Here is a 16446-nt window from a genome sequence, read left to right on the forward strand (position 1 = left end):
TGCGTCCGGTGACCGGTCAGGAGGAGCCGGTCACGTACCGCGGCCGCCCGGCGGGCCGGTAGACCTGGATGGTGACGCCGCTCGGGGTGGAGCGCGAGTCGAGCAGGTCGAGCGCGGCGTCCGGCCCGGTGTCGGGGAACAGCCGTGTGCCCTGGCCGATCACCACGGGGTAGACGAGCAGGATGATCTCGTCGACCAGGCGACTGTCGAGCAGCCGGCGGACCAGGGCGCCGCTGCCGTGCACCTGCAACTCGCCCGTCCCGCCGGCCTTCAGCTCACCGACGGCCGTCACGAGGTCGCCGGACAGGACCGTCGTGTCCGCCCACCGCGGCTCGGTGAGCGTGGTCGATGCCACGTACTTGGGCCGCGTGTTCAACGCGTGGGCGATGGGGTTGTCCGGGTCCGTCACCGCTCCCCAGTGACCGGCGAAGATCTCGTAGGTCCGGCGGCCGAACAGGAACGCGTCGGCGCGCCCGTAGACCTGGCCCAGGAACGTCTGGGCCTCGTCGTCGAAGAGCGGCAGGGCCCACCCGCCCCGCTCGAATCCGCCCCTGCGGTCCTCGTCCGACGCGCCGAGCCCCTGCATCACCCCGTCGACGGAGACGTTGGTCGTGGTCGTCAGTTTCACGGGTCGCCCCTTGCCTCGTACGGTCTCGTGGTGGTGACCGGAACGAGGCGCACGACTCATCGGTCGCGGTGCCGCTCGGAGCGGGGCCGGCCGTCCCACCGCCAGGTGGTCCGGCGAGGGCGGCCCGGCAGTTCGGCGCGTCCGGTGGCCCACAGCAGGGTGGGCCAGGGATCCGAGGACGAGGGCGCGTCCGGGAAGAGCCGGGCGAGCACCCGCGCGCACAGGTCGGCGGGCGGTTCCCACGCGAGCGCCATGCCCTGGGCCAGGTCGTGCGTGTGCACCAGGGTCTCCACGACGCCCATCGCGGCGAAGCCCTCGGGGTCCGAGAGCCCGAAGACGTGGTGGGCGCGCGTGTCCGGATGCCGCGTGCGGACCATGGCGGCCAGCAGCCCCCCGCAGGACTCCAGGACCCGGAGCAGCCCCGAGGGCCCCGCCGCGCGGTCCGCGTGGATGACGTTCGCGGGCCCGCCGGGACGCCTGCTCTCCCACACGAACGGCACCTCGGCGTTCAGGGGCGGTGCCTCGGGGCCCAGTTGGGCGGCGTAGGCGAACAGGTCGTCGCCGAGGTGCTCGACCGTCTCCCAGCAGGTCCATTCCAGCGTGCCGGCCCTCGTGTCCCAGGCGGCGGCGGGCGCCTCGCGCAGGAGGGCCACGGCCAGCCGTACGGCGAGGTCGAGGTCGTCCGCGGTGACGGGGTCGATGACGGTGTCGGTGAAGGTGGCGGGGCGCGGACCGGATGATCGGGACATGGCAGGACCGTACCGCGCCGGGGGAAGCCCTGGCGCTCCTTCGGTCACTCCGCCGCCCCACTCCCGGCGGCACCGGTGCGGGAAAGTCTGAATGGTGGTTCACTTCTTTCATGGCCTACCGCAAGACCCCCGCCGAGATCAGCCGGCTCGAAGCCGCGCGAGAGCGCCTCGTCGCCCATGCCACCTCCGTCGTGGCGGAAGTGGGCTGGGCGCAGGCGTCGGTGACCGCCGTCGCGGACTCGGCGGGCATCGCGGCCGGCTCCGTCTACCAGCACTTCCCCTCCAAGGCCGCGCTCGCCGTCGAGGTGTTCCGCCGCGCCGCCGGGCGCGAGGTGGAGGTGCTCGGCGAGGTGCTGCACGGCGAGGGCGACCCGGTCGGACGACTCGGCCGCGGGGCCGAGGTCTTCGCCCGCCGCGCCCTGGAGAACCGGGGCCTGGCCTACGCGCTGCTCGCCGCCCCCGCCGAACCCGCGGTCGGCGCCGAGCGCCTGGACTTCCGGCGCCGCTACCGCGCCCTGTTCGCCGAAGTGGTCCGCGAAGGCGTGGCCGCGGGCCTGCTGCCGGCGCAGAACGCCGAGGTCACCGCCGCCGCCCTCACCGGCGCGATCGGCGAGGTGCTCGTCGACCCGCTCGCCACCCCCGACGAGAGCGCCACCGAGGCGCTGCTCGCCGACCTCACCGCCACCGCGCTGCGCTGCGCCGGGGCCCCGACCGCCTGACCCACCCCCGCTCCCGGAGGACGCCCCATGCCCATCACCGGCTTCGTCACCCACGAAGTGACCAACCAGGCACCGCCCTTGACCGGCCACGACGCCGCCGACGACCCGGTGCTCCTGGAGGGTGTGCGCCGGGAGCGAGCCGCGTGGCACCTGGACGAACTGCACCGGCTCGGCCGTCTGGTCGGCGGCGAGGAGGCCCAGCACTGGGCCGACCAGGCCAACCGCCACGAGCCCGAGCTGCGCACCCACGACCGCTACGGCCACCGCGTCGACGAGGTCGAGTTCCACCCCGCCTACCACAGCCTGATGAGCACCTCGGTGAGCGCCGGCATCGCGGGCGCCGCCTGGGCCGACGAGCGCGCCGGCGCCCACGTGGCGCGGGCCGCGAGCTTCATGCTGGCCGCCACGCTGGAGGCGGGACACCTGTGCCCGGTCTCCATGACGTACGCCGTCGTCCCCGCCCTGCGCCACGCCCCCGACCTCGCCAAGACCTACGAACCCCTCCTCACCAGCCGCGTCTACGACCCCGGCCTGCGTACGCCGGCCGGCAAGCGCGGCCTGCTCGCCGGGATGGGCATGACGGAGAAGCAGGGCGGCACCGACGTCCGCGCCAACACCACCACCGCCACCGAAGCGGCCGACGGGACCTGGCGGTTGCGTGGCCACAAGTGGTTCACCAGCGCCCCCATGAACGACCTGTTCCTCGTGCTCGCCCAGGCACCCGGCGGACTGTCCTGCTTCCTGGTCCCGCGCGTCCTGCCGGACGGCAGCCGCAACACCTTCCGCATCCAGCGGCTCAAGGACAAGCTCGGCAACCGCTCCAACGCCAGCAGCGAACCCGAGTTCGACGACACCGTGGCCTGGCTCGTCGGCGACGAGGGCAAGGGCGTACGGACCATCATCGACATGGTGACGATGACCCGGCTCGACTGCGTCCTCGGGTCCGCCGCCGGCACCCGTGCCGCCCTCGGTCAGGCCGCCCACCACGCCCGGCACCGCTCGGTGTTCGGCGCCAGGCTGATCGACCAGCCACTGATGCGCAACGTCCTGGCCGACCTCGCGCTCGAGTCCGAGGCCGCCACGACCCTGGCCCTGCGTATGGCGGGCGCCGCCGACCGGGCCGTGCGCGGCGACGGGCGGGAGCGGGCGTTCCTGCGCCTGGCCACCGCCGTCGGCAAGTACTGGGTGTGCAAGCGGCAGCCCGCGGCCGTTGCCGAAGCCCTGGAATGCCTCGGGGGCAACGGCTACGACGAGGCGTCCGGCATGCCGCGCCTCTACCGCGAGGCCCCCCTCAACGGCATATGGGAGGGCTCCGGCAACGTCAACGCCCTCGACATGCTCAGGGCGCTGGCCCGGGAACCGGAGTCCCTGGAGGCATTCCGTACCGAGATCGAGTCGGCGGCCGGGGCCGATCGCCGGCTGGACGCCGCCTGGCGGGACCTCCAGGGTGAGCTGACCCTCACCGAGGACGCCCCGCTGCGCGCCCGCCGGGTCGTCGAACGCGCCGCCCTCGTGCTGCAGGGCTCGCTCCTGGTCCGGCACGCGCCCGCCGCCGTCGCCGACGCGTTCTGCGCGTCACGGCTCGCGGGCGACCGGGGTCTCGCCTTCGGCACCCTGGAGCCGGGCACGGACTTCGCGGGACTGCTGGAACGGCTGCCGGTGTGACGGCCGGGGCGGCCGCGTGCTCCCTGTGCTCCCGGTACCCCCGGGCTCCCGGGACGCCCGGTGCTCCCGCCCCCGCTCCTGACCCCGGACACGTGCGCCCGGCCCCGGTCACGCGCGGGCGGGTCACAGCTCGGCGGCCCCGGCCGTGTCGAACGCGTCCAGCATGACCGACGGGTCCGGCGGCTCGTCGTCGAGCCGCTGCTCGGCCCAGATGGTCTTGTCCTCGCGACTGTGCCGGACGCCCCAGCGGGAGCTGAGCCGCATGACGATGTAGAGGCCGCGGCCGCCCTCGTCGCAGTCCCGCGCGTGGCGCAGATGAGGACTGGCGCTGTTCGCGTCCGTGACCTCGGACAGCAGCCGGCCCCGGTCGTGGATGAGCCGCAGCCGGACCGGTCCCTCGCCGTATCGGATGGCGTTGGTGACCAGCTCGCTGACGACGAGTTCGGTGGTGAAGACCGCCTCGTCGAGACCCCAGAAGGCGAGCTGCCGGTCGACGAGCCGGCGCGCCGTGCCCACGACGGAGGCGTCCGCGGGCAAGGTCCAGTCGGCGACCCGCTCCGGCGGCAGGGCGCGGGTGCGCGCCAGGAGGAGGACCGCGTCGTCGCGACGAGAGGGCGCCATGCGGTACACGGCGGTGTCGCACAGCTCCTGGAGGGGGCGCGTGGTGGAGGCGAGGGCGTGTTCCAGGCGGCGGACGGCCGTCGTCCGGTCGTGGCCGGCGGCGGTCAGCAGACCGCCGGTGGTGTGGGCGAGCAGACTGCCCGGGGGCAGTTCGACCACGGCCGGGGTGAAGGCGCGCTTGTCGCCCGCTCCCAGCGCCGGGCCCTCGGGGACGTCCACGGTGAGAGGGGAGCCGTCGGGGTCGATGAGGACGGGGGCGGGGTGCCCCGCGCGGACCATGGTGCAGCGCCGGGAGACGGGGTCGTAGACGGTGACCGCGCACGTCGCCACATGACCGTCGGTGGTGGGCGCCGACGTCTGCGCGAGCTGGGCGGCGACCTCGTCCAAGTGGGTCAGCAACTCGTCCGTCTCCAGGTCCTGGAGGACGAGCGTGCGCAGGGCCACCCGGAGCTGCCCCATGGTGGCCGCCGCCTCGATGCCGTGACCGACGACGTCTCCGACGACCAGGGCGACGCGCGTGCCGGACAGGGGGATGACGTCGAACCACTCACCGCCGGCGCTCTCGGGCAGGTACACGTGGGCCGTCTCCACCGCCGAGAGTTCGGGGACCGTGCCCGGCTGGAGCCTGCGGTGCAGCGCCGTGGCCACGGTGTGCTCGCGGTCGAAGCTGCGCGCGTTGTCCAGGTGCGCGGCCGCGGTCGACGCGGCCTGCCGGGCCACCTCCAGATCCTCCTCCTCGAAGGGGTCCATGCGGTGCCGGTACAGGGTCAGCAGCCCGAGGACGGCACCCCGGGCCGTCAGCGGGGCGACGATCATGGAGTGCACGTCGGCTCTGATCAGCGGAGCGAAGCCGTCCGGGTCGGCGGACAGCCACGGCGATGTCGGTGAGACCCGCACGAGGCGGGCCCGCCGGTCGTTGAGGACCTGCGTGTAGGGGGTGGGGAAGGGGAACGGGCGGCTGTCGTCCCGCTTCCTGCTGGTCTCGGCGCTCCGCGGCGCGAAGGACACCCGCCGCAGCGGAGCACTCGCCGGCGGGGGAGCGGCCCCGGGCGCGGATCCGCCGGGAGGGTCGTCCAGCAGGTCGACCCCCGCCGCGTCGGCGAAGGCGGGCACCAGGGCCGCCACCAGCTCGTCGGCCGTGGTCGCCGTCTCCAGCGTGGACCCGACGGCCGCGTGCACCGCGCCGAGCACGGCGAGCCGGTCCGCCGCGGCCTGCCGCTCGGTCACGTCCTCGACCACACCCACCAGCCCCGGTCCGCCGCCGTCCGGGTCCGGCACGGGGAAGAGGGACACCTCGACGGCGAGCGCGCGGTGCGGGTCCGAGGGCGAGCGGCCCCGGACCAGCCGCCCCCGCAGCGGCTCGCCGGTCCCGAGGACCTCGTCGATCAGCGCCCTGAGTTCGCCCGCCTCGAAACCCGGGGCGAACTCCTCCACGGAGTGGCCGAGGATGTCCTCGGCGGGGACCCTGCGCACCCCGCGCCCGGCGGGGTTGTAGCGCGTGACCCTCTGTTCGGAGTCGAAGACGAACAGACCCTGGGGCGAACCGGAGAACAGCGCGTCCAGCACCGCAGCGTCGTCGATGGAACCGCCTGCCACCGCAAGCTCCCTTCGCGGCCTTCGCGGACCGTCCTCCTCACCTTCTCGCATCCGTCGCGGGCGGCAACTCGGCCGGTGCCGCGCACCGGCGGATCCGACGGCGTCACCGCACCCGCCGGGTCCGATGGCGTCACCGCACCCGCCGGGTCCGACGGCGTCACCACGCCTCCGTGTCCCTGGCGCCCTCGGCCGCGCCCGGCGGGCCCGCCCGCCCGCCGTCCTTCGACCGCAGCCGCGTCGCGACCAGCGGCAGCACGAGTACGGAGACCATCGCGCCGCCCACCAGCGCCGCGGCCCGGTCCGTGCCCAGCAGCTCCTGGTCGACACCGATGGTCGTGATGGCGACGACCAGGGGCAGGCAGGTCGAGGCGAACAACGCGAGGGCCGTCCGGTCCGCGCGGCGCAGGTCCCTCGGGGCGAGCAGGTACACCGGCCCGCCGCGCACCAGCAGGAACAGCAGGAGGAAGACGGGCACCAGCAGCAGGGCGGCCGGATCGTCGAGCAGCGCGTCCAGGTCGAACTCGATGCCGGTGACCACGTAGAACAGCGGAACGAGGAAACCGAAGCCCAGGGCCTCCACCCGGCCCAGCACCGCCTCGCTGCTCGCCGGTGCGGCCCGGTGCAGCACCAGGCGGGTCAGTACACCGGCGGCGAAGGCGCCCAGCAGCACGTCGAGGCCGAACACCTCGGCCAGGCCCAGCATGCACGCCAGCAGCAGCATCACGAACCGGACGGCGAACTGGCCGCTGCTGTGCAGCGTCCGCTCCGTCAGCTCCCCGAACCACGGGGGGCGCGGGCGCAGCGCCCACAGGACGGCCGCGGCGGTGACCGCTGCGAACGCGGCCAGCAGAGCGGCGGACTCGGCGGGCCTGCGTCCGCTGAGCAGCAGCGCCATGGCGACGACCGGGCCGAACTCACCGACCGCGCCGAACGCCGAGACCACCGTCCCGAAGCGGCTGCGCAGCTCACCGCCGTCCCGGAGCATCGGCAGGACCGTCCCCAGCGCCGTGCTGGTGAGCGCGGTGCCCACGACGAACGCCTCGAACACCGCGCCGCCGCTGAACAGGAAACCCAGACCGATCCCCAGGGCGAGCGAGACGGGCCAGGCCCACAGGGAACGCCGCAGGGTGTCACCGCGGACCGCGGCGAACTCGATCTCGTAGCCCGCCAGGAAGATCAGCATCGACAGACCCAGGTCGGCGAGCGTGTCGACGACCTCGTCCGGGTGCGCCCACCCCAGGACCTGCGGTCCGATCAGGATGCCGAGGACGATCTCGAAGATGACCAGCGGGACGCGGACCCGGCGGCCCGTGGCGTGGACCAGGAGCGGCGCCAGGACGGCCGCGGCCATGATCAGTACGAGGGTGCCCGGTTGGGTCACGACGCGCCGCCGCCGTACCGTCCGGTCACGGAGCGACGAGGGCGGGGCCGGGGCCCGGAGCGCCGAGCCGGCCGAGGAGTTCCGTGCGCCCTGCCGGGTCACCGGTGACCTCGACGCCCCGGACGCGGGGGGCCGCCGCGACCGCCGGCTCCGCGGGCCTGGTTTCCGTGGTCCGAGACATCGGCGACTCCCTCGCGGACGGTACGCGGCGGCCTGGGCCCCGCGCGCGGTCAGTGCCACCCTCGCCCGCGCGGGCGACGGGGACTACCGGGTGTACGCCGTCCAGGGGACGGGACGGGACGGGACGGGACGGGGCGGGACAGGGCGGGAGGGGACGGGGTGGGGGCGGGACCTCGCACGCCGCATGCCCTCCGGCACGCGTCGTCCGGCTCACCCCGCAGGCGGGCCGCCGTCCCGGTGCGTCCGGTCGGAGCCGGGGTTCAGCGGGGGCGCGGTGACGGCGCAGTGCGTGCGGCAGTCCGGGCGCGGCGGGGGAGCGGCCTCGGGCGCCCGGGCGGGCCTGCGGAGCACGGAGAAGGAGAGGAGGGCCGCCGCGGCGAGAGTGGCCGCGCACAGGACCAGCGCGTGCCCGTAGGCCGTGTCGAACCGGCCCGGCTCGTGGTACGTGTCCGGCCCCATACCGGTGAGCAGCGGCAGAGCGGCGACGGCGATCAGACCGGCGGCCCGCGCGGTGGCGTTGTTGACGCCGCTGGCGATACCGGCGCGGTCCTCGTCCACGGACCCCAGGACCGTGGCGGTGAGCGGGGCGACGAGGGCGACCATGCCCAGGCCGAGGACGACCAGTCCGGGGAGTACGTCGGTCAGGTAGTCGGCGTCGGGGCCGGTGCGGCGCATGAGGAGCATCCCGGCCGCGGCGAGGAGGCAGCCGGTCGTCAGCGGTGCGCGGGGCCCGACGCGTTCACCGAGCGCGGCCGAGCGCCCCGACAGGGTCAGCATCAGCAGCGTCGTCGGAAGCAGTGCGGTGCCCGCGGCCAGCGCCGAGTAGCCGGACACCACCTGGAGTTGCAGGGCGATCAGGAAGAAGAAGCCGCCGAAGGCGGCGTAGACGAGCAGCGTGACGAGGTTGACCGAGGTGAACACCCTGGAGGAGAACAGCCCCGGAGGCAGCATCGGTGCCTCGTGGCGGCGCTCGGCCCACACGAAGAGCGCGCCCGCCACGACGCCCAGCACACCGGTCGCCCAGTCGGTGGCGATGAGGGCGTACGTCACCAGGGCGAGGGACAGGGCGCCCAGCAGCGCCCCCGACACGTCGAACCGCCGGGGCACGACCCCGGCCCGGCTCTCGGGTACGTGCCGGAGGGCGACGGGGACGCACACGGCGGCCAGGGGCAGGTTGAGCAGGAACACCCACCGCCACCCCGGCCCGTCGACGAGCCAGCCGCCGAGGAACGGGCCGACGGCCGCGCCCACGCCGCCCAGGCCGGACCAGATGCCGACGGCGCGCGCCCGGTCGTCGGGATGGAAGCTCGCCTGGATCAGCGCGAGCGAGCCCGGCGTCAGCAGGGCGCCCCCGACGCCCTGGAGCGCGCGGGCGGCGATGAGGGTCTGCGTGTCGGGCGCGAGGCCGCAGAGCAGGGACGCCGCGGCGAACCACACGATGCCCACCACGAACACCCTGCGCCGCCCGAACCGGTCGCTCAGGGCGCCACCGAGCAGGATGAACGCGGCGAGGGTGAGCAGGTAGGCGTTGGCGGTCCACTGGAGCCGGCCGAGGTCCGCGCCGAGGTCGTCGCCGATGTGGGGCAGCGCGACGTTGACGACCGTGGAGTCCAGGAGCGCCATGGAGGATCCCAGGACGGAGGCGAGGAGGATCCACCGCCCGGTGGCCGTCCTGATCCGGACGGCTCCGGGCGTCCGCCGCGCCCCGGCTTGCGCGGCGCCCGTCTCCCGCCCGCCGCGGTCCGACGTCATGGCAGAGGCGTCCCGCCGGTCGCGTTGAGGATCTCCGCGGTGACGTAGCCGGCTTCCTGCGAGGCCAGGTAGACGTACGCGGGTGCCAGCTCGGCCGGCTGCGCGGGACGTCCCAGCGGGCTCTGCTTGCCGAACTCGGCCGTGTCGGGCAGCGTCGCCGGGATCAGCGGGGTCCACACCGGCCCCGGCGCCACCGCGTTCACCCGGATGCCGCGTTCCGCGAGCATCTGGGCCAGACCCTGGGTGAAGGTCACGATCGCGCCCTTGGTCATCGCGTAGTCCAGCAGGTGCGGGCTGGGCTTGTACGCCTGGACCGAGGTGGTGTTGATGACGCTGCCGCCCGCGGGGATGTGCGGCAGGGCGAACTTCGTCAGCCAGAACATGCCGTAGAGGTTCGTCCGCATGACCCGGTCGAACTGCTCCGTCGGGATCGCCTCGATGCCGTCCGGCTGGGACATCTGGTAGGCCGCGTTGTTCACCAGGACGTCGATGCCGCCGAACTCCGACACGGCCCGGTCGATCAGCGCGCGGCAGTCGCCCTCCTCACGGATGTCGCAGGAGACGGCCACGGCCTTCTGCCCCGCCTCCTCGACCAGACGGGACGTCTCCCGCGCCTCGTCCCGCTCCTCGTCGAGGTGCGTGAACAGCACGTCGGCCCCCTCCCGGGCGAAGGCGAGGGCCACCGCCCGTCCGATGCCGGAGTCACCGCCGGTGATCACGGTCCGGCGTCCCGCCAGCCGGCCCGATCCGCGGTACGACTCCTCGCCGTGGTCGGGCGGCGGGTCCATCGGCCCGGTCCAGCCGGGGTGCGGCTGGTCCTGTGCGGCGAAGTCGGGACGGGGGTACTGGTCGGTCGGGTCCTGCTGGGCGCGCTGGTCGTCCGCCACGTCTGCCTCCTGTGTCTCACGGCGAGCGGTCAGCGACCGTGTTCCCTGGCCGACCCGTCCGAAAAGCCCGGTCCGGCCGAACCGGGGGGCGGTGCGGGAACGGGCCCCCGGGCCGGCGGCCCACGGGGCCACCCCGCCCCGGCCGGCTCCGCCCGGGTGGCGGGCCCGCCCGCGGTGGCGTCCGTTCGCGCGGCCCGGCGGGTGCGCGGCGCGCTCGTGGAGTACGACGGCTACAACGACGACGCCGCAGACGTACCCGCCCGCACACGGCGGCTGCGTCTGCGGCGTCTCCACCGCCGTCTTCGACGCCTCACTCCCGGGAGTGGCCGCATGCTCAACCGTCCCACCCGACACCGGGGCCCCGCCCCGCGCCGCGGCCCGCGGTACCCGCACGCGCTGGGCACCACGGTGTGCCTGCTCGCGCTCGGCGGCACGGCACTGGCCGCGGCACCCGCCCCGGCCGACGCCGTCACCCCCTCGCCCGCCTCGGAGACCTGGCGCCCCGACCTGTCCCGGCCCGGGGCCGACGACGTCAACGTCGCGTACGGCGCGGGCGCGCTGCGTGTACGGGACGCCTCCGTCACCCCTGCCTCCCTCGCCCGGGACCGCGGCTACGCCTCGGCGGTGCTGGAGGCGCACCACCTCGACCGGCCGGTGAACCGGATCACCGCGGACCTCGACGCGACGGTGCCCGCGGCGGCGAGCGTCGAGGTCGACGTGCGGGGACGGGCGGCCGACGGGACCTGGACCGAGTGGCGGCAGGCGGCGGCCGGTGCCGCGGCGGAACTGCCGCGCGACGTCGTCGACGTCCAGGCCCGGCTCACCCTGTGGAACGCGGAGGACGGGGCGACCGCCGTGGTGAGAGCGCTGACGCTCACGGCCGACGACACGGCGGACCCCCCGGTCGAGCCCACGGAGAAGGCCGCCTCCCCCTTCTCCGTCCGGGTGTACGCCACTCGCGAGGGCCTGGTCGGGCACACCACCGCCAACGGCCACGTGATCCGCGAGAACGACCACTTCGTGGCGCTCCCCTCGCGCCGGGCGCTCTCCCCCCAGGGCAGTGACCAGTACTCCGTGCAGGTGTGCGGCCCGGCCCGCTGCGAGACGGCGCCCGTGTGGGACGTCGGCCCGTGGAACACGCACGACGACCACTGGAATCCGTCCGCGCAGCGCGAGCAGTGGAAGGACCTGCCGCGCGGCCTTCCCGAGGCGCAGGCGGCGTACGAGGACGACTACAACGGCGGACGGGACGAGTTCGGCCGGCAGGTGGCCAACCCGGCCGGCATCGACCTGGCCGACGGCACGTTCTACGACGTCGGCCTCTTCGACAACGGCTGGGTCACCGTGACCTACCTGTGGACCGGCGGCGACACGGCCCAGCCCTAGGGGGTGTCGTTTGGATCAGGCCGGCTCCGAGCCACGGTGCCTTGCTGCCGACCCGAGCGGGGTCTGGTGCGTGCAGCTGCAAGGCGGAGGAGGACGACAACGCGATGGGGGTCCCCCCGCGCGAGCGCAGCCGAGCGTGGGGGGAGTTGGCAACCGACGACAACGCCGCAGATGCGCGTGCCAGACCCCGCGACCCCGGAGTGATCCAAACGACACCGCCTAGGGGATTCCCGCCAGGCGGAGCAGCGCTGTCGCCGTTGCCGCGCCGACGACGACCACCACGAACGGCGCCTTGCGCCAGGCGAGGATGCCGCCGAGGAGGACGCCCGCGGGTCGCGCCCAGCCCGCGAAGCCCTGGCCCTCGGTCAGCGCGCCCGTGGCGAGCAGGGCGACGAGGAGCACGGTGGCCCCCACGGTGAGCAGTTCCTGGACACGGGCGGGCAGTTCCGCGCGCCCGTGCAGCACGGGTCCGGCCAGGCGGAAGGCGTACGTGCCCGCGGCGAGGACGAGGACGCAGGCGAGCGTGGCGTTCACGAGGCGCTCCCGGGGGCGGTGGTGCGGGGACGGCGGGGGCCGCGGCGGGCGGCGAGCAGGCCGAGCAGGGCGAGGAGAACCGGCACCCCGGCGGGCAGCAGCGGGGCGGCGGCGACCGCGATGACCGCGCCGGCGGCCGACGCCCGCCGTGCCGCGCTGTCGGCGCGCAGCGCGGGCAGGACCAGGGCGAGAAGGATCGCGGGGAACGCCGCGTCGAGCCCGAACCGGTCGGTGTCGCCGAGCGCCGTGCCGGCGAGGGCGCCCGCGAGGACGCTGACGTTCCACGCCAGGAACAGGCCGATGCCGGATATCCAGAACGCGGCCTTGCGCGCCCTGCCCTCGTCCTGCGCGAGCACGAAGGCGGCCGTCTCGTCGGTGATGAGGTGCGCGCCGATCAGCCGTGCCGCCCAGGAGCGGCCGAGGTCGTCGGCGAGGGCCAGGCTGAACGCGGCGGTACGGGAGTTGAGGAGCAGCCCGGTCACCGCCGCGGCCACGGGGCCGCCGCCCGCGGTGAGCAGTCCGACCGCGCTGAACTGGGCGGAGCCCGCGTACACGAGCAGCGACATGAGGACGGGGACCCAGAGGGGGAGCCCGCCCGCGACGGCGATCGCGCCGAAGGAGACGCCGACGACGGCGTCGGCGAGCCAGACGAGGGCGATGTCGCGCAGGACGCCGGGTGGGAGGTCGGAGAGGCGGACGAGGGAGGCGCCCGCGCGCGTCGTTCGGTTTGGCGGATCGTTTGTTCGGTGTGGCGAACGCATGCATCGTAGGATGGGCAGTGCGGGGTGCGTTCGTCAAGGCGAACGAAATAGCCTTGTGCAGCGAACGATGTGCGAAACGAAGCGTCCTCGATCAGGAGCGAAAGCGATGACCAACGGCATCGGCCCCGGTGGCGCCCAGCCGTCCCGCATGCCCCGCGAGTGGGTCGCCGCGGCGCTGCGCCGCGAGCGCGCGAGGGCCGGGATCTCCCTCTCCGAGCTGGCCAAGCGCGCGGGGATCGCGAAGTCCACCCTCTCGCAGCTCGAGGCGGCCACCGGTAATCCCGGCATCGAGACGATCTGGGCGCTCGCCGTGGCGCTCGGGGTGCCGTTCAGCGTCCTGGTGGAGTCGCCCGCGCCCGCCGTGACGGTGATCAGGGCGGGCGAGGGCCCGACCATGCACGCGGAGAACTCCTCGTACGCGGGCACCCTGCTCTCCGCGGGGCCGGCCGGGGTGCGGCGGGACATCTACCACGGGGCGCTGGAGCCGGGTGCCCCGCGCGAGTCGGATCCGCACATCCCGGGCTCGATGGAACACCTGGTCATCAGTACCGGCCGCCTGCTCGCGGGCCCGCGGGGCGAGGCCGTGGAGCTGGGCCCCGGTGACTACATGTCGTACCGGGGGGACGTGCCGCACTCCTACGAGGCCCTTGAGCCGGGTACGACGTTCGTGATGGTCATGCAGCACGTCTAGGCCTTGTCGTTCGCAGGCCCTAGCCCACCAGCTCGCGCAGCAGCTTTTCCCGCTGGGCCCCGCGCGGTGTGCCGCCCTCCCAGGCTCGACCCCATTGCGCCATCGCCGCCAGCGTCGTGGCCATGGTGGCGGCACCCTCCGTGAGGCGGGACAGAAGGGCGCGGGACAGTTCGACCTCGGCCTCCTCGTACCCGACGGACGCGGCGGCGTACGCCCCCAGCTCGTGTTCGCCGTCGGACGTCTCCACCCGCACCGTCATCATCGCCGGTCCCTGGTCGACCCAGCCGGGGCCCATGGGCAGGAGCAGTTCCCTCACCGTTCCCAGCGCCAGGTTCCCGGCCGCGCCGACCCGCCGCTTCAGGGATGCCACCGGTACGTCCTCCACCACCAGCCCGCGCACGTCCTCCCACAGGTGGAGGCCGGACTGCCCGTCGCCGAGGGCCAGCACGCCCTCGGGGGTCAGGCGCACCCCGGGAGCCAGTCCGGACGGCTTCGCGCCCACGTACACATCGCCCTCGGCGATCCAGAACAGCCCCACCATGGCCATCGGTTGCTCACTACTCCGGGCAACGTCGCCGTTGCCGTGTCGGCGTCCGTCGAACACCGGGCCGTGGCGGCCCGGGCGGAAGTCCCCGGCCCGGACGCGTACGGCCGGGACGCAGCGTCAGCCTAAGGCCTCCGGGTGCGCCGACCGCCACGCTGGTCGCGTCGGGTGCCGGAACCCTCAGTGACCGGCCGACAGTTCGCCGCTGAGCCTGCCGTGGAGCTGGGCGCTGGGCTGGTCGAGGCCGGTGATCTCGACGGTCTTGCCGCGCAGGGCGTACTTCGTCTCGACGGCGTCCAGCGCGGCGACGGAGGAGGCGTCCCAGACGCGGGCGGCGGACAGGTCGATGACGACCTTGCCGGGATCGCCGGCGTAGTCGAACTGACCGACGAGGTCGTTGGACGAGGCGAAGAACAACTCGCCCGTGACCCGGTAGACCACGGTCGTGCGGTCGGGGTCGGTGACGGCGGTGACGTCGGCGAGGTGGGCGACGCGCCGGGCGAAGACGGCCATCGCGGTGACGGTGCCGACGACCACGCCGATGGCCAGGTTCTCGGTGGCGACCACGACGACCACGGTGACGACCATGACCGCTGTCTCCCCGGCCGGCAGGCGCCTGAGGGTCTTCGGCGCGACGGAGTGCCAGTCGAACGTACCGACGGCGACCATGACCATGACGGCGACCAGCGCGGCCATGGGAATGTCCGAGACGACGGGGCCGAAGACGATGCACAGCACCATCAGGAAGGCTCCGGCCAGGAAGGTCGAGACGCGGGTGCGGGCGCCCGACACCTTCACGTTGATCATGGTCTGGCCGATCATGGCGCAGCCGCCCATGCCGCCGAGGAAGCCCGTGACGATGTTGGCGATGCCCTGCCCGACGGACTCGCGGGTCTTGGAGGAGGGGGTGTCGGTGATGTCGTCGACCAGTCGGGCCGTCATCAGGGACTCCATCAGGCCGACCAGTGCCATCGCGAGGGCGTAGGGGGCGATGGTGGCGAGCGTGTCCAGCGTGAAGGGCACGTCCGGCAGCCCCGGCACGGGCAGGGTCGACGGCAGCTCACCCTTGTCGCCGACGGTGGGCACGGCGATCCCGGCGGCGACGGTGATGACGGTCAGGACGACGATGGCGACCAGCGGTGCGGGAACCACCTTGGTGACCTTCGGGAAGAACACCATCAGGGCCAGGCCGCCGACGATCAGGGGGTAGACCGCCCACGGGACGTCGCGCATCTCCGGCACCTGCGCCATGAAGATCATGAGTGCGAGGGCGTTGACGAAGCCCGTCATCACCGACCGGGGCACGAACCGCATCAGCCTGGCCACGCCGAGCGCGCCCAGGACGATCTGGAAGACGCCGGCGAGGATGACGGTGGCGATCAGGTAGCTCAGGCCGTGCTCGCGGTTCACGGGGGCGATGACGAGCGCGACGGCGCCGGTGGCGGCGGAGATCATCGCACGGCGGCCGCCGACGACGGAGATGGTCACGGCCATCGTGAACGAGGCGAACAAGCCGATCGCCGGATCGACCCCGGCGATGATCGAGAAGGAGATCGCCTCGGGGATCAGGGCGAGGGCGACGACCAGGCCGGCCAGGATCTCGGTGCGCCAGACCTTCGGATCCCGCAGCCACCCGGGCTCGAGGGCACGCAGCCGCGCGGCAGGAGAAAGAACGGAAGAGGACAACGGAACAGCAACCTGTCGTGCTCGGGCACACCCCTCGGACAGCACCGGGGCGCGCGGAAGGACGGAGCGGAGAAGCGGGAGCGGAGAGACGGGCGGAGAAGCGGAAGCGGAGAGACGGGGCGGAGAAAGCGGAGCGGAAGGCCCGGTCCGGCGTTCCGCGACCGGCCCGCCCGGTCACGGGCCGCGGGCCGACGACGGAGCCGGGGGACGTGAGCGTGCGCGCCGGGTTCCGGTCAGGGACGCGGGGTCACGGCGGACAGGCGGCCGCGTCGGCCACCACGGAATCGCGCACGTGTCTCTCCTGCGTCGCCATGTCTCGTCGGGAGCGGCGTCGGCCGCGCGGCAACTCTACCCGGGGCGAGCACACGCAGGCTTCCCGACCGCCTCCCGGGGGCCGCGGAGCCGACGTAGGGTCGGCGCGTGAGCGGGAAACGACAGGACCAGTCACCCTGCCCGGAGCCGTCCGCGGAGCCGGTCGCGTTCCTCGACGGGCAGCAGATCACGAACACCCAGTGCGGCCAGTGCGGGACGGAGATCGCGGGCGTGAACGGCCGCTACGCCTGTGGCGTCTGTGGCTGGACGAATCACTGGTCGGAGGGGAACCGGCCGTTGCCGACGGCGGCGGACGACGTCCAGACGTAGCAGACGTGGCGGACGTAGCAGACG

Annotated in this window: 16 protein-coding genes; 5 read left to right on the forward strand and 11 right to left on the reverse strand. The window is 74.1% G+C overall.

What is annotated here, in order from left to right; translation table 11 throughout:
- Positions 1-16 precede the first annotated feature (16 nt).
- Both ACFIF2_RS07785 and ACFIF2_RS07790 read right to left on the reverse strand, forming a co-directional pair.
- A complete protein-coding gene (locus ACFIF2_RS07785; protein ID WP_395571779.1) occupies positions 17-628 on the reverse strand; it encodes a dihydrofolate reductase family protein in 612 nt (203 codons plus the stop codon).
- 56 nt (positions 629-684) lie between these two features.
- A complete protein-coding gene (locus ACFIF2_RS07790) occupies positions 685-1377 on the reverse strand; it encodes a hypothetical protein (RefSeq protein WP_395571780.1) in 693 nt (230 codons plus the stop codon).
- Between the two features lie 110 nt (positions 1378-1487).
- Between ACFIF2_RS07790 and ACFIF2_RS07795 the strand changes: the two genes are divergently transcribed.
- Positions 1488-2096, forward strand: a complete 609-nt coding sequence (locus tag ACFIF2_RS07795; RefSeq protein ID WP_395571781.1) for a TetR/AcrR family transcriptional regulator — start codon at positions 1488-1490, stop codon at positions 2094-2096.
- A 27-nt stretch (positions 2097-2123) separates the two neighbouring features.
- Entirely contained in the window at positions 2124-3761 is a 1638-nt protein-coding gene (locus tag ACFIF2_RS07800) for an isovaleryl-CoA dehydrogenase (RefSeq protein WP_395571782.1), read from the forward strand.
- Positions 3762-3884: 123 nt separating this feature from the next.
- Here ACFIF2_RS07800 and ACFIF2_RS07805 read toward each other — a convergent pair whose 3' ends face one another.
- The 5 genes from ACFIF2_RS07805 to ACFIF2_RS07825 all read right to left on the reverse strand — a co-directional run bounded on the left by ACFIF2_RS07805 (position 3885) and on the right by ACFIF2_RS07825 (position 10178).
- Positions 3885-5978, reverse strand: a complete 2094-nt coding sequence (locus ACFIF2_RS07805; protein WP_395571783.1) for a SpoIIE family protein phosphatase — start codon at positions 5976-5978, stop codon at positions 3885-3887.
- Between the two features lie 157 nt (positions 5979-6135).
- Complete coding sequence (locus tag ACFIF2_RS07810) at positions 6136-7359, reverse strand: cation:proton antiporter (protein WP_395571784.1); 1224 nt, start codon at positions 7357-7359, stop codon at positions 6136-6138.
- A gap of 25 nt (positions 7360-7384) precedes the next feature.
- Complete coding sequence (locus ACFIF2_RS07815; RefSeq protein WP_395571785.1) at positions 7385-7540, reverse strand: hypothetical protein; 156 nt, start codon at positions 7538-7540, stop codon at positions 7385-7387.
- Positions 7541-7749: 209 nt separating this feature from the next.
- Positions 7750-9291 carry an MFS transporter gene (locus tag ACFIF2_RS07820; protein ID WP_395571786.1) on the reverse strand — a complete coding sequence of 514 codons (1542 nt, stop codon included), beginning with the start codon at positions 9289-9291 and terminating at the stop codon, positions 7750-7752.
- Positions 9288-10178: an SDR family oxidoreductase gene (locus tag ACFIF2_RS07825; RefSeq protein ID WP_395571787.1), complete on the reverse strand. Its 891-nt coding sequence runs from the start codon at positions 10176-10178 to the stop codon at positions 9288-9290. Before ACFIF2_RS07825 ends, ACFIF2_RS07820 begins: the two co-directional genes overlap by 4 nt.
- Before the next feature lie 330 nt (positions 10179-10508).
- Between ACFIF2_RS07825 and ACFIF2_RS07830 the strand changes: the two genes are divergently transcribed.
- Complete coding sequence (locus tag ACFIF2_RS07830; protein ID WP_395571788.1) at positions 10509-11564, forward strand: hypothetical protein; 1056 nt, start codon at positions 10509-10511, stop codon at positions 11562-11564.
- A 219-nt stretch (positions 11565-11783) separates the two neighbouring features.
- On the opposite strand, the gene ACFIF2_RS07835 is transcribed toward ACFIF2_RS07830, so the two are convergent.
- Together ACFIF2_RS07835 and ACFIF2_RS07840 are read right to left on the reverse strand one after the other, a co-directional pair.
- Complete coding sequence (locus ACFIF2_RS07835) at positions 11784-12098, reverse strand: AzlD domain-containing protein (protein ID WP_395571789.1); 315 nt, start codon at positions 12096-12098, stop codon at positions 11784-11786.
- Entirely contained in the window at positions 12095-12859 is a 765-nt protein-coding gene (locus tag ACFIF2_RS07840; RefSeq protein WP_395571790.1) for an AzlC family ABC transporter permease, read from the reverse strand. The genes ACFIF2_RS07835 and ACFIF2_RS07840 overlap by 4 nt, the downstream gene beginning before the upstream one ends.
- Positions 12860-12965: 106 nt before the next feature.
- Between ACFIF2_RS07840 and ACFIF2_RS07845 the strand changes: the two genes are divergently transcribed.
- Positions 12966-13550: a helix-turn-helix domain-containing protein gene (locus tag ACFIF2_RS07845; protein ID WP_395571791.1), complete on the forward strand. Its 585-nt coding sequence runs from the start codon at positions 12966-12968 to the stop codon at positions 13548-13550.
- 19 nt (positions 13551-13569) lie between these two features.
- Here the strand turns inward: ACFIF2_RS07845 and ACFIF2_RS07850 are convergent, their stop codons facing one another.
- Positions 13570-14097 carry a hypothetical protein gene (locus ACFIF2_RS07850; RefSeq protein WP_395571792.1) on the reverse strand — a complete coding sequence of 176 codons (528 nt, stop codon included), beginning with the start codon at positions 14095-14097 and terminating at the stop codon, positions 13570-13572.
- A gap of 177 nt (positions 14098-14274) precedes the next feature.
- Complete coding sequence (locus tag ACFIF2_RS07855) at positions 14275-15780, reverse strand: SulP family inorganic anion transporter (RefSeq protein WP_395571793.1); 1506 nt, start codon at positions 15778-15780, stop codon at positions 14275-14277.
- A gap of 420 nt (positions 15781-16200) precedes the next feature.
- On the opposite strand from ACFIF2_RS07855, the gene ACFIF2_RS07860 reads away from it, so the two are divergent.
- On the forward strand, positions 16201-16422 hold the full coding sequence (locus ACFIF2_RS07860; RefSeq protein WP_395571794.1) for a hypothetical protein: 222 nt from the start codon (positions 16201-16203) through the stop codon (positions 16420-16422).
- Positions 16423-16446 lie beyond the last annotated feature (24 nt).

The organism is Streptomyces sp. BK79, assembly GCF_044142145.1.
Classification (GTDB): Bacteria; Actinomycetota; Actinomycetes; order Streptomycetales; family Streptomycetaceae; genus Streptomyces.

Bases quoted from the DNA above. Each gene is read 5' to 3' on its own strand.
- ACFIF2_RS07830 (WP_395571788.1), top strand. From the start codon at position 10,509: ATGCTCAACCGTCCCACCCGACACCGGGGCCCCGCCCCGCGCCGCGGC.
- ACFIF2_RS07800 (WP_395571782.1), top strand. From the start codon at position 2,124: ATGCCCATCACCGGCTTCGTCACCCACGAAGTGACCAACCAGGCACCG.
- ACFIF2_RS07815 (WP_395571785.1), bottom strand. From the start codon at position 7,540: ATGTCTCGGACCACGGAAACCAGGCCCGCGGAGCCGGCGGTCGCGGCG.
- ACFIF2_RS07795 (WP_395571781.1), top strand. From the start codon at position 1,488: ATGGCCTACCGCAAGACCCCCGCCGAGATCAGCCGGCTCGAAGCCGCG.
- ACFIF2_RS07790 (WP_395571780.1), bottom strand. From the start codon at position 1,377: ATGTCCCGATCATCCGGTCCGCGCCCCGCCACCTTCACCGACACCGTC.
- ACFIF2_RS07820 (WP_395571786.1), bottom strand. From the start codon at position 9,291: ATGACGTCGGACCGCGGCGGGCGGGAGACGGGCGCCGCGCAAGCCGGG.
- ACFIF2_RS07840 (WP_395571790.1), bottom strand. From the start codon at position 12,859: ATGCGTTCGCCACACCGAACAAACGATCCGCCAAACCGAACGACGCGC.
- ACFIF2_RS07845 (WP_395571791.1), top strand. From the start codon at position 12,966: ATGACCAACGGCATCGGCCCCGGTGGCGCCCAGCCGTCCCGCATGCCC.
- ACFIF2_RS07850 (WP_395571792.1), bottom strand. From the start codon at position 14,097: ATGGCCATGGTGGGGCTGTTCTGGATCGCCGAGGGCGATGTGTACGTG.